Source organism: Micromonospora sp. CNZ322 (assembly GCF_007827755.1).
In genome coordinates, this window is sequence record NZ_VITD01000001.1 from 499,950 (window position 1) to 513,540 (window position 13,591).

General features: G+C 70.7%; 12 protein-coding genes. 1 reads left to right on the forward strand and 11 read right to left on the reverse strand.

Annotated features, from left to right (window positions below; translation table 11 throughout):
- Positions 1-4 precede the first annotated feature (4 nt).
- From FB453_RS02380 to efeU, 6 genes are all read right to left on the reverse strand, one after another.
- A complete protein-coding gene (locus FB453_RS02380) occupies positions 5-1,783 on the reverse strand; it encodes an LpqB family beta-propeller domain-containing protein (RefSeq protein WP_145787832.1) in 1,779 nt (592 codons plus the stop codon).
- A gap of 32 nt (positions 1,784-1,815) precedes the next feature.
- On the reverse strand, positions 1,816-3,573 hold the full coding sequence (mtrB, locus tag FB453_RS02385) for an MtrAB system histidine kinase MtrB (RefSeq protein WP_112582391.1): 1,758 nt from the start codon (positions 3,571-3,573) through the stop codon (positions 1,816-1,818).
- A gap of 12 nt (positions 3,574-3,585) precedes the next feature.
- Complete coding sequence (gene mtrA, locus FB453_RS02390) at positions 3,586-4,275, reverse strand: MtrAB system response regulator MtrA (RefSeq protein ID WP_030331519.1); 690 nt, start codon at positions 4,273-4,275, stop codon at positions 3,586-3,588.
- Between the two features lie 132 nt (positions 4,276-4,407).
- A complete protein-coding gene (gene efeB, locus FB453_RS02395) occupies positions 4,408-5,685 on the reverse strand; it encodes an iron uptake transporter deferrochelatase/peroxidase subunit (RefSeq protein ID WP_145787170.1) in 1,278 nt (425 codons plus the stop codon).
- 25 nt (positions 5,686-5,710) lie between these two features.
- Positions 5,711-6,844 carry an iron uptake system protein EfeO gene (gene efeO, locus FB453_RS02400; protein ID WP_145787172.1) on the reverse strand — a complete coding sequence of 378 codons (1,134 nt, stop codon included), beginning with the start codon at positions 6,842-6,844 and terminating at the stop codon, positions 5,711-5,713.
- Between the two features lie 22 nt (positions 6,845-6,866).
- A complete protein-coding gene (gene efeU / locus FB453_RS02405; protein ID WP_145787174.1) occupies positions 6,867-7,766 on the reverse strand; it encodes an iron uptake transporter permease EfeU in 900 nt (299 codons plus the stop codon).
- Positions 7,767-7,937: 171 nt separating this feature from the next.
- On the opposite strand from efeU, the gene FB453_RS33990 reads away from it, so the two are divergent.
- A complete protein-coding gene (locus tag FB453_RS33990) occupies positions 7,938-8,096 on the forward strand; it encodes a hypothetical protein (protein WP_186718010.1) in 159 nt (52 codons plus the stop codon).
- An 86-nt stretch (positions 8,097-8,182) separates the two neighbouring features.
- Here FB453_RS33990 and ahcY read toward each other — a convergent pair whose 3' ends face one another.
- The 5 genes from ahcY to FB453_RS02430 form a co-directional block, all read right to left on the reverse strand.
- Positions 8,183-9,682: an adenosylhomocysteinase gene (gene ahcY / locus FB453_RS02410; RefSeq protein WP_091394012.1), complete on the reverse strand. Its 1,500-nt coding sequence runs from the start codon at positions 9,680-9,682 to the stop codon at positions 8,183-8,185.
- Positions 9,683-9,961: 279 nt separating this feature from the next.
- A complete protein-coding gene (gene manA, locus FB453_RS02415) occupies positions 9,962-11,125 on the reverse strand; it encodes a mannose-6-phosphate isomerase, class I (RefSeq protein ID WP_112736010.1) in 1,164 nt (387 codons plus the stop codon).
- A gap of 3 nt (positions 11,126-11,128) precedes the next feature.
- Positions 11,129-12,136, reverse strand: coding sequence for a cation diffusion facilitator family transporter (locus FB453_RS02420; protein ID WP_091394017.1), 1,008 nt, complete (start codon positions 12,134-12,136; stop codon positions 11,129-11,131).
- A 67-nt stretch (positions 12,137-12,203) separates the two neighbouring features.
- Entirely contained in the window at positions 12,204-13,400 is a 1,197-nt protein-coding gene (locus FB453_RS02425; protein WP_145787176.1) for an SIS domain-containing protein, read from the reverse strand.
- Positions 13,397-13,582 (reverse strand): Trm112 family protein, encoded by a 186-nt coding sequence (locus tag FB453_RS02430; protein WP_091394023.1) that lies wholly within the window; start codon positions 13,580-13,582, stop codon positions 13,397-13,399. Before FB453_RS02430 ends, FB453_RS02425 begins: the two co-directional genes overlap by 4 nt.
- Positions 13,583-13,591: the final 9 nt, after the last annotated feature.

Genomic DNA, 13,591 nt, shown 5'->3' on the forward strand with positions numbered 1-13,591 from the left:
CGTGTCAGTAGAGGAAGAACGGCGCCGACGGGTTGCTCGGCCGGACGCCGGTCGGCACCGGGGCGATGTCGCGTACCCGCCCGGGCTCGATCCGTTCGAACGGGCTGCTGCGGTAGGCCACCCCGTTCGCCTCGTACATGTACGCCCCGCTGGGCGCCCGCACACTGCGATTTGTCGGGTACGCGGTCAGGTGGGTGACCTTGGCGCCGAGGTCGGTACGCAGCGGCGTCTCCAGGGCGCCGTCGACACTGATCTCGTAGATCGCCGGCTGGCCGACCGACCCCGCCACCACAAGCTGGTCCTCCCTGCCCCAGTCGACCGCCGTCGGGTTGGTCAGCGAGGTGACCAACTCTCGGGGCGGGCCGATGGAGGCCCCGCCGCCGTCGAGGTTGACCGCGGCGACGTAGAGACGGCCCCCGGCGATCAGCGCCACCCGCTGGCCGTCCAACGCGGCGGCCACCGCGGTGACCGCGGCGGAGGGCAGGTTGAGCGGCACCAGATACATCCGGGCCGCCTCGTCGAACCGGTAGAGCTGCCCGTCGGCCACCACCAGGCCGCGGCTGGGGCGGTTGTCGACAGTACGCAGCCACACCGGTCGGCCGATCGAGGAGTATTCGGTGCCGCTGCGGCTGATGACGGAGACCGGGTCGGCGCCCGTGCCCACGGCGAGTCGGTACCGGTTCTTGCCGCTGCCGGTGACCACCATCGCGGCGAGGATCCGGCGGTCCTTGGCCAGCCCGAGGCTGGCGGAAACGACGTTACGGTTGGCCTCGGGTGTCAGCGGCACCGTGCCGCTGGGCTCGCCGTCGAAGTCGAGTGGGTGGATCGCGCCGTCGTACACGCCGAACCGCTGCGGGCTGGCGGCATACGGATAGAGCACCCGGGAGTCTCGTCGCTCGCCCAGGTCCACCACGGGCTGCGCGTTGTTGCGGATCTTCAACTCCAGCTGACCGGTGAGGTCGCCCAATGACCAGGCAATCTGCGTGATCAATTGGTCGATCCCGCTCTGGTCGTCACCGGACATGTCCAGGTTGACCTCCCACCGACCGTTGCCGCCGGTGGCGTTGTTGATCAGCTCGGTGCGGTCGGGCAGCCCGACGACTCCCGGGCGCAACCAGTCGGAGGGGCCGCCGACCAGCCACTTCACCACCTCGTTCACCTGCCGCTCGACCGGCACCGCCTGCGGCCGGTAGCGCTGGTCGGGCACCAGGCGGCTGCGGTCCGAACTCCAGAAGTAAATCGTCTCGTCCTGGTAATACTCGCGAAGGGCGGTGTCGCTGAGCAGCAGCACGTTGGGCGGGTTGATGATGTAGAGGCCGGCCCGGTCATCGTTGACGCCGCCGTTGAAGGACGCGCTGCGCAGGCCGAACTCGTACTCCGTCTCGGTCGCCACCGGTGGAGCCAGGGTGCCGTTGGTCCGCAGCACCCCGATCTGCTGCACGGCGATCTTCACGGTCGTGGTCGAGTCGCTGTTGAGGGTGTAGACCGCCTCGCGCAGCCGGACCACGTTCAGCGCGACCTCGCTGCCCTTCTTGTCCTGTAGACGGGTCTTGTCCTCCGGGGCGATGAACGCCTTGACCCGCTCGTACGCCCGATCCGGCTCGCCGGCGGCGGCGGACAGGAAGTTGCGGACGAACGTCTCGTTGACGCTGCCGCTGGCCGTCCGCGTCGGTGGCTCACTGCCCCGACTGATCACACCGGCCTCGGTCGCGGCGCCGCCCTTGCCGTCCACCCGCACGTCGGATGCCGCCGGGATGCCACAGCCGGCGCCCAGCAGCACCATCACGCCGAGGGTCCCGAGCAGAGTCGGCCGTCTCACGAGCGCACCTCCGTCCGCTGTCCGTCTCCGGCTGGAGCCGGGCCGATTGCCAGCGCCCCGCCCGCGCCGGGACCGATTGCCAGTGGGCCGCCGTCGCGCGGGCCGCCGAACGGCAGTGTGGCGTCGGCCGGCACCAGCCGCAGCGGTGAGGTGGTCAGGCGATCGCCCGCACGGGCCGGCAGGGTGAGCCGGAACTGCGCGCCCTGCCCGGGAGCACCCCACGCCTCCAACCAGCCGCCGTGCAGCCGCGCGTCCTCCAGGCTGATCGACAGGCCCAGCCCGGTGCCCCCGGTCTGCCGGGCCCGGGACGGGTCCGCCCGCCAGAACCGGTTGAACACCAGCTTCTCCTCGCCCACTTTCAGCCCCACACCGTGGTCGCGGACGGTGATCGCCACGGCGGTCTCGTCGATGCCGAGGGTGATCAGCACCGGGCGGGCCTCACCGTGCTCGACGGCGTTGCCGACCAGGTTGCGCAACACCCGCTCGACCCGGCGCGGGTCGACCTCGGCGATCACGGGCGTGCCCGGCAGGTCGAGTTCGATCGGTACACCCACCCGCTCGGCCAGGCCAGCCAGCCGGTCGACCACCCGGTGCACCACCGGCACCAGGTCGGTCGGCTCGGAATCCAGCATGGCGAAGCCCGCGTCGAACCGACTGATCTCCAGCAGGTCGGTGAGCAGCTCCTCGAATCGATCCAACTCGGCCTGGAGCAGCTCGGCGCTGCGGGCGACCGCCGGATCGAACTCGTCGCGCTCAGCGAAGATCAGGTCGGCGGCCATCCGGACCGTGGTCAGCGGGGTACGCAGCTCGTGGGAGACGTCTGACGTGAAGCGGCGCTGCAACCGGGACATCTCTTCCAGGCGCAGGATCTGCCGTTGCAGGTTGGTGGCCATCTGGTTGAACGACGCGGCGAGCAGGGCCAGGTCGTCCTCGCCGTTGACCACCATCCGCTGGTCGAGCAGGCCCGCGGAGAGCCGCTGGGCGGTTCGTGCGGCAACCCGGACCGGGTTGACCACCAGCCGGGTGACCAGCGCCGCGAGCAACCCGAGCAGGATCACCAGCGCGACCCCGGTGGCCACCACTGTGGCGCGGGCGTCGGCGGCGGTGACGTCCTGCCGGCCCAGCGGGACCAGATAGTAGAGCTCGATCTGGCCGAAGCGGGTGGGCACCGGTGAGCCGTAGACCAGGTATTTGGTGCTCTCGCCGGTGAGTCGCCCGGTGCGGATCTGACTGGCCACCTTGCCGTCGGCGATCGCGGCCCGCAGCTCGGGGCTGATCAGCGACTGCACGTTCGCGGACGGGGAGGTGCGCGTCTGGATGTCGTTGGGATAGTCGTCGGCGGTGATCGCCACCACCACCCCGCTGGTCTGCTGGGGGTCGCCGCCGGCCAGGTAGTTGACAGTGCCGTCGATGGTCTCCTGGAGCTGCGCCTCCTGCGGCTGCCCGTAGAAGGAGACCTGCTTGGCCGCGTAGCTGGCACCGCTGGTCACCCGCTGCCGGACGTCGCTGCGAGCGCTGTCGAGCAGGATGGTGGTGATCTTGTCAGCGATCAGGAACGCGAACCCGCCGACCAGCAGGCTGGACGCGACCAGCGTGATGGTCACGACCCGGACCTGGAGCGAACGGCGCCAGGTCTGGTGTGCCCGACCCACCGCACGAGCGACCCGACCGCTCACCGCACGCCAGAGCTCCCCGCCGGCGCTGGGCCGGCGGGCAGCCGTACTCGGGGAGGGTGGGGGCGGCGAGGTCGACACAGTGCGACCAGGCTATCCGGTCCCTGCCTTGTAGCCCACGCCCCGCACGGTGAGGATGATTTCCGGTCGCTCCGGGTCTGGCTCGATCTTGGCCCGCAACCGCTGGACGTGCACGTTGACCAGACGGGTGTCGGCGGCGTGCCGGTAGCCCCAGACCTGTTCGAGCAGCACCTCGCGGGTGAAGACCTGACGTGGCTTGCGGGCGAGCGCGACCAGCAGGTCGAACTCCAGCGGCGTCAGCTTCACCTCCTCGTCGTTGCGACTCACTGTGTGCGCGGGAACGTCGATGGTGATCTGGTTGTCCGGCGGCCCGATGGTGAGCATCTCCGGGGCCACGTCCTCGCCTCGGCGCAGTCGGGCCCGCATCCGGGCCACCAGCTCCTTGGGCTTGAATGGCTTGACCACGTAGTCGTCGGCGCCGGACTCCAGGCCGAGCACGACGTCCACGGTGTCGCTCTTTGCGGTCAACATGACGATGGGCACGCCGGACTCTGCCCGGATCGACCGGGCCACGTCGATACCGCTCATACCGGGAAGCATCAGGTCAAGCAGCACGATATCGGGACGACTGTCGCGAAAGGCGGCCAACGCCCGCTCGCCGTCCGCCACAAACGAGGGCAGGAAACCCTCACTGCGCAGCACGATGCCGAGCATCTCGGCGAGCGCGGGGTCATCGTCGACCACCAGTACGCGGGCTCTCATGGGATTAATATTGCATCCTCATTCAGTTCGGTGGGACCGGCGTCCGCCGGTAACGCTTCCATGATCCCCCTTCGGCGCCGCCTGGCGCCACAGCAGGCTGGGCCGAACCGGTTGTCGCCATCCGGACGACAGTCAGCCGAACAGCCCACGCCCCCAGTGATCCCCGCCGTCGCGTACCCCGGGAGGACAGGCGAACACCCCGCTGGAGACGTGTCGCAGGTACTCGTTCATCACGTCGTGTCGGGCCAACTGCGTCTGGATCGGCACGAACTGACGGCGTGGATCGCGCTGGTAGGCGATGAAGAAGAGGCCCGCGTCGAGTCGGCCGAGGCCGTCCGAGCCGTCGACGAAGTTGTAACCCCGGCGCAGCAGCTGAGCGCCGCCGTTCCGACTCGGGTGGGCCAGCGTGACATGAGCGTGCTCGGCGATCACCGGCTTCCCGTCCGCGCCACGGGCGGCGAAGTCGGGCTCATCGAACTCGTCGGTGCGACCCAGTGGCGCGCCGCTGCCCTTGGTCCGGCCGACGATCTCCTCCTGCTCAGCGAGTGAGGTCCGGTCCCAGGTCTCCACGAGCATCCGGATCTTGCGGGTGACCAGGTACGAGCCCCCGGCCATCCAGTCCGGTCCGTCGCCCGGCTGCGCCCACAACTGGTCGCGCAGCAGGTCGGTGTCCTCGGCCTTGAGGTTGGCCGTGCCGTCCTTGAACCCAAAGAGGTTGCGCGCGGTGGCCTGCTCCCGCGAGGTCGACGAGGTTCGGCCGAAGCCCAACTGCGACCAGCGGACGCTCACCACGCCCATGCCGAGCCGGGCCAGGTTGCGGATCGCGTGCACCGCCACCTGCGGGTCGTTGGCGCACGCCTGCACGCAGAGGTCACCGCCGGAGAGCTGCGGCTGCAACGCGTCACCCGGGAACTTCGGCAGCTCGGCAAGGGCGGCGGGCCGCCGGTCGGCGATACCGAAGCGGTCCCGCCCGTCGGCGTCGCGGAACAGCGTCGGCCCGAAGCCGATGGTGAGGGTGAGCTGCGAGGGAGGCAGGCCGAGCGCTTCACCGGTGTCGTCCGGTGGGGCCTCCGGCATCCCGCCGACCGCACCCAGGATCCCGGCGTCGCGCCCCGCGGTCATCCGGGCGGCGGCGGCCGTCCACTCCTCCAGCAGTTCGACGAGTCGGGCCCGGTCCTTGGTGATCACGTCGAAGGCCACGAAGTGCAGCCGGTCCTGCGCCGGGGTGACGATGCCGGCCTGGTGCTCACCGTGGAACGGCACGGCCCCGGCCGGGTGGTCGTTCGCCGCGGCCGGGCCATGGGAGCCGTTCAGCAGTGCTCCCGCGCCGGCCGCCACCCCGGCGACCCCGGCCACCCCGGCCCCGGCCAGGGTGATGGCCCGGCGCCGGGTGAACCTGCTCCCGCTCATCGACTCGACTCTTTCTGCCAGGTGGTCACTTCGCGACGGCCGCGGCGACCTTGCTGATCGGCTCGGCGAGCGCGTTGATCCCGTCGGAGAGCTCCTTGAGCTCGGCCTTGCTCAGCGCGGTGTGCAGCTTCCACCCGTCGCCGTCGCGGTGCTTGCCGAGCAGTCCCTCGACGTTGGTGAACTCGGTGTCCAGCTGCGTAACCAGCTCCGGCGAGCGCTGCTGCAACGCGGGCCGCAGGGCGGACACGGCGGCCTTGGAACCTTCGAGGTTGGCGGCGAAGTCCCACAGGTCGGTGTGCGAGTAGCGGTCCTCCTCGCCGGTGATCTTGCCGCTGGCCACCTCGTCGAGCAGCTCCTTGGCACCGTTGGCGAGCTGGAGCGGGGAGAGCTTCTCGGCGTTCGCCTTGGCCACGATCTCCTTGACGTCGACGAGCAGCCGGTCGGCGATCGGGCCGTCCTTGCTGATGTCACCGGACTGCCAGAGGTCCTTCTCGATCCGGTGGAAGCCGGTGAACTCCATCCCCTCCTCGATGACCTCCTCGCGGCCGTCGATCTTGGGGTCGAGGTCACCGAAGATCTCGGCAACCGGCTCGATCCGCTCCCAGTAGGTGCGGGCGACCGGGTAGAGCGCCTTGGACTTCGCCACGTCGCCGGCCTTGACCGCGCCGACGAACTCCTCGGTCTTGTCCAGCAGCGCGGCGGTCTGGCTCTTGACGTAGCGCTGGTAGTTGTCGGTGGCGTCAGCCAGCGCGGCGTCCGCGGTGAGCGGCTGGGCGGACCCGCTGACCTTGAGCGCACCCCGGATGCCCTTGCCACTCATCCCTGGCTTGCAGGCCGTCTGGTACGTGCCGGCCGGCAACTCCACGTGCAGCTCGCGGCTCAACCCGGGGGCGATGTTCTCCACCTCGCCCATCACGCGGTCGCCGTCGGCGTACACGTAGAACTCGGTCACCTTCGCACCCGAATTGGTGATCTTGAAGGTGGCGGTGCCGGCGCCCAGGTCGGTCGAGCCGACCTCACAGGCGGTGTCGCTGGCCGTGACCACGATCGGTCCGCCGGACGCGGCCGAGTCACCCTTGTCGGAGTCGGAGCAGGCGGCCAGACCGGCCGTCGCCAGCACGCCGGCGGCGGCCAGCGCGAAGAACTGGGTGGTACGCATCTGGGCTGTCTCTCCTCGTGGGTCAGGCACGCTGCGGCGTGGACGCCGCCTCGGCCTCGGCGCCGGTGTCGGCCCCGCGCTCGGTGACGGTGGTGGTGGTCGCTGTGGGTGCCGGCTTGCGCCGGGCCGGTCGCAGGAAGAGCAGGAGCACCGGTACGGCGTACGCGACCCAGGCGATCGTCTCCAGCACGGTGGGCGCGGGAGTCACGTTGAACATGCCGGCGAGCAGGGCCGCGTACCAGGTGCTCGGGTCGAGCGCGCCGGTGATGTCGAAGGCCAGGTCGTTCAGGCCGGGCAGGACGCCGGCCTCCTGGAAGTCGTGCACGCCGTACTTGAGGATGCCGGCGGCGACCAGGATCAGCAGCGCGCCGGTCCAGGTGAAGAACTTGCCGAGGTTGATCCGCAGGGCGCTGGCGTAGAGCAGCACGCCGAGGGCCACTGCGGTGACGATGCCGCCGATCAACGCGAGCAGCGGGCCGCTGTCGCCGGCCGCGCCCTGGGCGGCCGAGTAGAAGATCAGCGCGGTCTCCAGGCCCTCGCGGATCACCGCGAGGAAGGCCATACCGGCGACGGCGAGGGACCCGACGGCCAGCGCCTCGGTGAGCTTGCCCCGCAGTTCACCGGCGATGGTCCGGGCGGCCCGGCGCATCCAGAAGATCATCCAGGTCACGAAGACCACGGCGGCGACAGAGGTGATCGCCTCGAACAACTCACGATCCTCGGAACGGGACAGCAGCGAGGTCGACGTGTACTCGATCAGCCAGCCGAAGAGCACCGAGAGCGCCACGGCCAGGCCGACGCCGGCCCAGACCTGCGGCAGCCGGTCCCGGCGCTGCGACTTCACCAGGAAGGCGACCAGGATGCTGACCACCAGGGTCGCTTCCAGCCCTTCCCTCAGGCCGATCAGGTAGGTGGCGAACATCCGGGCTCCGAGTAGGTTAGGCACGCCTTGGCTGACTTAGGGCAGGCATACCTTCCTCCCTGCTCAGGGTGCTCGTCAAGTCGTTCACGACAAGCTCACTGGGCCGGTGACGAAGACCGACGGCCGCCGGCAGCCGGCCTGTCGGCGGTCGGCTGTGGAAGGATCCCCGCCGTGAGGGGATTCCTGCCGTGGTTGATGGTGCTGGCCGTGGTGCTGCTGCTCAGCGCGCTACGCCTGCGGGCGCTGGCCACCGTCGTGTCGGTCGGCTGGCTGATCTGGTGCGTCTGGACGTGGTTCCGACCCACCCGACGCGGCCCCCGTTCGGGCTGAGCCGGAGACGCTGAGCCCGCCGAGCCGGCGGCGGAGACGACGAACCGGGCCGGCTGCGAACAGCCGACCCGGTCCGGAGATGTCGATCAGTAGCGGTAGTGGTCCGGCTTGAACGGACCCTCGGTGGAGACGCCGAGGTAGGCGGCCTGCTCCTTGGTCAGCGTGCTCAGCTTGGCGCCGAGCGCGCCGAGGTGCAGCCGGGCCACCTTCTCGTCCAGGTGCTTGGGCAGCACGTAGACGCCGATCGGGTACTCCTCGGTCTTGGTGAAGAGCTCGATCTGGGCGATCGTCTGGTTGGCGAACGAGTTCGACATGACGAAGCTCGGGTGCCCGGTCGCGTTGCCCAGGTTCAGCAGGCGGCCCTCGGAGAGCACGATGATGGCGTGCCCGTCGGCGAAGCGCCACAGGTCGACCTGCGGCTTGATGTTGATCCGCTCGACGTCGGACCGCTTGGCCAGCCCGGCCATGTCGATCTCGTTGTCGAAGTGGCCGATGTTGCCGACGATGGCCTGGTGCTTCATCCGGGCCATGTGCTCGTTGGTGATGACGTCGAAGCAGCCGGTGGCGGTGATGAAGATGTCGGCCTGCTCGACAACGTCGTCCAGGGTGGCGACCTGGTAGCCGTCCATCGCGGCCTGCAACGCGCAGATCGGGTCCACCTCGGTCACCACGACCCGGGCGCCCTGACCGCGCAGCGACTCGGCGCAGCCCTTGCCCACGTCGCCGTAGCCCATGACGACCGCCATCTTGCCGCCGATCAGCACGTCGGTGGCGCGGTTGATGCCGTCGATGAGCGAGTGCCGGCAGCCGTACTTGTTGTCGAACTTGCTCTTGGTCACCGAGTCGTTGACGTTGATGGCCGGGAAGAGCAGCGTGCCAGCCCGGTGCATCTCGTAGAGCCGGTGCACGCCGGTGGTGGTCTCCTCGGTCACGCCCTTGATGCCGGCGGAGATCCGGGTCCAACGCTGGCCGTCCTCGCCGAGCGAGCGGTGCAGCAACTCGAGGATGACCGCGTACTCCTCGGAGTCGGCGGACTCGACCGGCGGGACCGCCCCGGCCCGTTCGAACTCGGCACCCTTGTGTACGAGCAGGGTGGCGTCGCCGCCGTCGTCGAGGATCATGTTGGGGCCCTGGCCGTCGGGCCAGGCGAGCACCTGCTCGGTGCACCACCAGTACTCCGGCAGGGTCTCGCCCTTCCAGGCGTACACCGGAACCCCGGCCGGAGCCTCGGGGGTGCCGTCCGGGCCGACGACGATCGCCGCGGCGGCGTGGTCCTGCGTGGAGAAGATGTTGCAGGACGCCCAGCGGACCTGCGCGCCGAGCGCGACCAACGTCTCGATCAGGACGGCGGTCTGGATGGTCATGTGCAGGGAGCCGGTGATCCGCGCGCCGGCGAGCGGCTGCGCCTCGGCGAACTCACGCCGGATCGCCATCAGGCCGGGCATCTCGTGCTCGGCGAGCTGGATCTCTTTACGCCCGAACTCGGCGAGCGACAGATCCGCCACCTTGAAGTCGCCGTCGGCGAGCGTGCTCGGCCGGGCCTCGGACGGCGTGCCGCTGGCGGACGCCGGGAGGGTGCTGGTCATGAAAGCTCCTGTCGAACGATGTCTGCGCCGACCCTCCACCTTACGCGCGTCGGCGACGGGCATCAGGCACGGTCGGCGGACAGCGCACGGGGCGGTCGGTGATGGACGGACCTTCCCGCCCACGTCCCGCCCGCCCCGTGCATCCCCCCGGTTTGGTTCCCCCGCACGTTCTCGGACCGTCGTCGCGATAACGCTGCGTACTCATAGAGTCACACTCGGGCAAGGTGACGTCAAGCTATTCCGGGAAAGTCGGACTTGTGTCGTTGGCCCGAGTCGAGGTCAGCGCAGCCCGGACGTCGCCACGTACGCCACACCGGCGCCGTCGATCCGCAGCGGCGCTCCCAACGCCGTACCGATCGCCGCCTCGCCCGAGACCAGCGTCAACGCGCCGGCACCGTCGTCCACGGTGATCGAACCGCCAGCGCAGAGCACCACCCGGGGGCCGGGCAGCGGCAGCGTCACCGAGGGCACCGCCGCGTCGACCCGCACCCGGTGCAGCGCGAAATCGTCCACCGGCACGGGCCACCAGTCCACGCCCGGGCCGACCGGCTGCGCGGCCCGCACCGGATCGTGGAGCACCTCGAAGCGCAGCACCCGCAACAACTCGTCGACGTCCACCCGCTTCGGGGTCAGGCCGCCGCGTAGCACGTTGTCGCTGGCCGCCATGATCTCCACGCCGCAGCCGCTCAGGTAGGCGTGCAGGTTGCCGGCGGGCATCCAGATCGCCTCCCCCGCCTCCAGCCGCAGGTGGTGCAACAGCAGCGCGACCAGCGCACCCGGATCCCCCGGGTACGCCTTGGCCAGCCGGCGGGTCAGCTCCGCGTCCGGGCCGTCGGCCGGCGCTGCCACCACCGCGGCCAGCAGGTCGTGACGCCTCGCGACCGGCCAGCCGAGCAGCGTCCGCACCGCCGTCCGCAACCCTGCCGGCCCGGCCCGCAACGCGGCGACCACCGGCGCCAACGCCGGTACGCCGAACGCGGCGAGCGCCTCGGCCGACTCCGCCGGATCCCGGAAACCGCACAGCGCCTCGAACGGGGTGAGCGCGACCAGCAATTCCGGCTTGTGGTGCGGGTCGGAGTAGTTGCGCTGCCCCTCGGGGCGCCCCGCCTCCGCCGCGTAGCCGGCCTGCGCCTGCTCGGCGTCCGGGTGGGCCTGCAGGCTCAGCGGAGCGTCGGCCGCGAGCACCTTGAGCAGGAACGGCAGTCGACTGCCGAACCGCTCGGACACCCGCTGGCCGAGCCACTGCCCTGGTTCGTCCCGTACCAGGTCGCAGAGGCTCACCCGCAGACCGGCGCGATCCACGTGGGCCGGGGCGCCCGGGTGGGCCCCCAACCACAGCTCCGCCTCCGGACCCGCGCTCGGCACCGATCGCCCCTGGAGAAGGGCGATGGCCGAGCGCGAGCCCCAGGCGTAGTCCCGGATCGGCCCGTACAGTGGCTCCACCCGTCAGCCCCCGGGCCGCCCGGCCGGCTCGCCCGACGTGTCCTGCGGCTGCGGCACGGCGGTGTCGGCCGCGGCACCGGTGCCGGCCTCGGCGGCAGCGGCGCTGTAGACGTCCGGCTCCAGATAGATCACCCGGGCGATCGGCACCGCGGCGCGGATCCGCGCCTCGACGGCGTTGATGCCACGGGCCAGGTCGTGGGCACTCTCCCACTCCGGAACGGCGATCTTGGCGGCCACCATCAGCTCTTCCGGGCCCAGGTAGAGCGTCTTCATGTGGATGATCCGCTCCACCTCGGGGCCGTCGGTGACGGCCCGCTCGATGGCAGCCAGCTCGGACGCCTCGGCGCCCTCACCGAGCAGCAGGCTCTTCGTCTCGATGGCCAGCACGACGGCGATGACGACCAGCAGGATGCCGATCATCGCGGTGCCGGCGGCGTCCCACTCGCCGTTGCCGGTGATCAGCGTCATGGTGACGCCGAACAGGGCGAACACCAGACCGACCAGCGCGCCGAAGTCCTCCAGGAGGACCACCGGCAGCTCCGGCGCCTTGGCCCGGCGGATGAAACGCACCCAGGACTGGTTGCCCCGGACGTGGTTGGACTCCTTGATGGCGGTCCGGAAGGAGAACGACTCCATGATGATCGCCGACACCAGCACGACCACCGGCAGCCAGTGCCAGGACTCGATGCCGCCCTTGTGATGCCACTTGTGGTACGCCTCGTAGAGCGCGAACAGACCACCGATGCTGAACAGCACGATGGACACGATGAACGCGTAGATGTAGCGCTCCCGGCCGTACCCGAACGGGTGTTCCGGGGTGGCCGCGCGCTTCGCCCGCTTGCCACCGAGCAGCAGCAGGCCCTGGTTACCGGAGTCGGCGACCGAGTGGACCGCCTCGGCCAGCATCGACGACGAGCCGGAGAGCAGGAACGCGATGAACTTGGTGACGGCGATGCCGATGTTGGCCAGCAGGGCGGCGACAATCGCCTTCGTCCCACCGTTGGCGCTCATGCCACCGCTCCGCTTCGCCGCACGAAGCCGCCCGGTCCGCGCATGACGCGCCGCCCCCTACGTTCGTTCACTGGTTCGACAGCTCCTTCATCTCGGTGATGGCCGGAACGGCCATCGGGTCCAGCCCGTGTGCCAGAGCAAGGTAGATCGAGGCGAAATCCGGAACGGCGATCAGCGACGCCAGCCGCTCCAGGGCGGAGCCGCCCTCAGCGGTCACCACGTCGCACCGCACGCCACGGCGCTCCGCGAGGGTCTGCACCGCGTCAGCACGGCGCTCCTCGACGGCGAGCGGCTCGTCGGTGTCGTCCTCGGCGTTGAGCCCGCCGTCGCGCAGCAGCACCAGCCGCAGCCGGGTGCCCTCGCCGTCGTCCTCGGCCGGGTCGGCGAAGATGTCCCGCTCCCCCTCGGCCAGGCCGCCGAAGACGCCGTCGAGCAGCCCGACCCGGCCCCGCCCGGCCTCACCCAACGCTCCGGTGACCACCGGGTAGCGGGCGTTGGCCGACAGGGTGTCGCCGAACCGGCGGGCCGCCACCGTCGCGAGCGGAGACGAACCCCAGACGATCGGGATCGAGCCAGCCAGGGCCAACGCCAGTGACTTCGCCGGGTTGACGAAGGACTCGGCGGCGGACCGGCAGCGGTCGGCGTCCGCGTCGAGCCGGGCCGCGGTCTCCGCCAGGTCCGCCTCGTTGACCTTCACGAGCCCGAGGGAACGGGCGGCGAGCAGGACCGGCACGGTGAGCGCCCAGAGGCTGGCCCGGGCCGGGGCACGCCGGGGAACCGGGATGAACGGCGCCCGGGCCTGCTCGGCGATCGACTGCAACTGCGAGTCCGGGGCACCCACGGCGACGAGTCGGGCACCACGGCGGTGGGCCGCCTCGGCGGCGCCGAGCGCCTCCGGGCTACGTCCGGACGCGCTCACCGCGATCACCACGTCGGCCGCGCCCACCCAACCGGGTACGCCGGCGGAGCGGTGCCCGATGATCGGGACGGGGCAGCGTGGCCCGGCGACAGTGGCCAGCACGTCCCCGGTACGCCCGGCGGTGCCGATGCCGGCGATCACGACGGCTCGGGGCCGCCCGTCGTCGGCGAGCACCGCGAGGTTCGCCTCGGCTGCCAGCGCGGCGCTCTCGCGAACCTGCGCACCGGCCGACGCCGTGTGCCGGAGCATGCCGCCCGGGTCGGCCTCGGCCAACGCCTGCGGGTTGTCGAGCAGGGCCTCGTCGGCGTCACGGCGCCCGCTGACCCCGGCCGTACCGTCGATCATGAGGACTGCCCGGGGCCGCCGCGCGCCTCGTCGAGCAGCAGCACCGGCACGTCGTCTCGGACCTCGAAGATCCGGCCGCACTCCGTACAGGTCAACGTCTGCGCCTCGGCGTCATAGGTGAGCGGGGCGTGGTGCGTGTCCGGACAGGCAAGGATCTCGAGCAACTGCGGATCCAGGGCCATGGCGCGGCT

Bases quoted from the DNA above. Each gene is read 5' to 3' on its own strand.
- efeB (WP_145787170.1), bottom strand. From the start codon at position 5,685: ATGAGCGGGAGCAGGTTCACCCGGCGCCGGGCCATCACCCTGGCCGGG.
- efeO (WP_145787172.1), bottom strand. From the start codon at position 6,844: ATGCGTACCACCCAGTTCTTCGCGCTGGCCGCCGCCGGCGTGCTGGCG.
- FB453_RS02380 (WP_145787832.1), bottom strand. From the start codon at position 1,783: ATGGTGCTGCTGGGCGCCGGCTGTGGCATCCCGGCGGCATCCGACGTG.
- FB453_RS02425 (WP_145787176.1), bottom strand. From the start codon at position 13,400: ATGATCGACGGTACGGCCGGGGTCAGCGGGCGCCGTGACGCCGACGAG.
- FB453_RS02420 (WP_091394017.1), bottom strand. From the start codon at position 12,136: ATGAGCGCCAACGGTGGGACGAAGGCGATTGTCGCCGCCCTGCTGGCC.
- mtrA (WP_030331519.1), bottom strand. From the start codon at position 4,275: ATGAGAGCCCGCGTACTGGTGGTCGACGATGACCCCGCGCTCGCCGAG.
- FB453_RS02430 (WP_091394023.1), bottom strand. From the start codon at position 13,582: ATGGCCCTGGATCCGCAGTTGCTCGAGATCCTTGCCTGTCCGGACACG.
- efeU (WP_145787174.1), bottom strand. From the start codon at position 7,766: ATGTTCGCCACCTACCTGATCGGCCTGAGGGAAGGGCTGGAAGCGACC.
- ahcY (WP_091394012.1), bottom strand. From the start codon at position 9,682: ATGACCAGCACCCTCCCGGCGTCCGCCAGCGGCACGCCGTCCGAGGCC.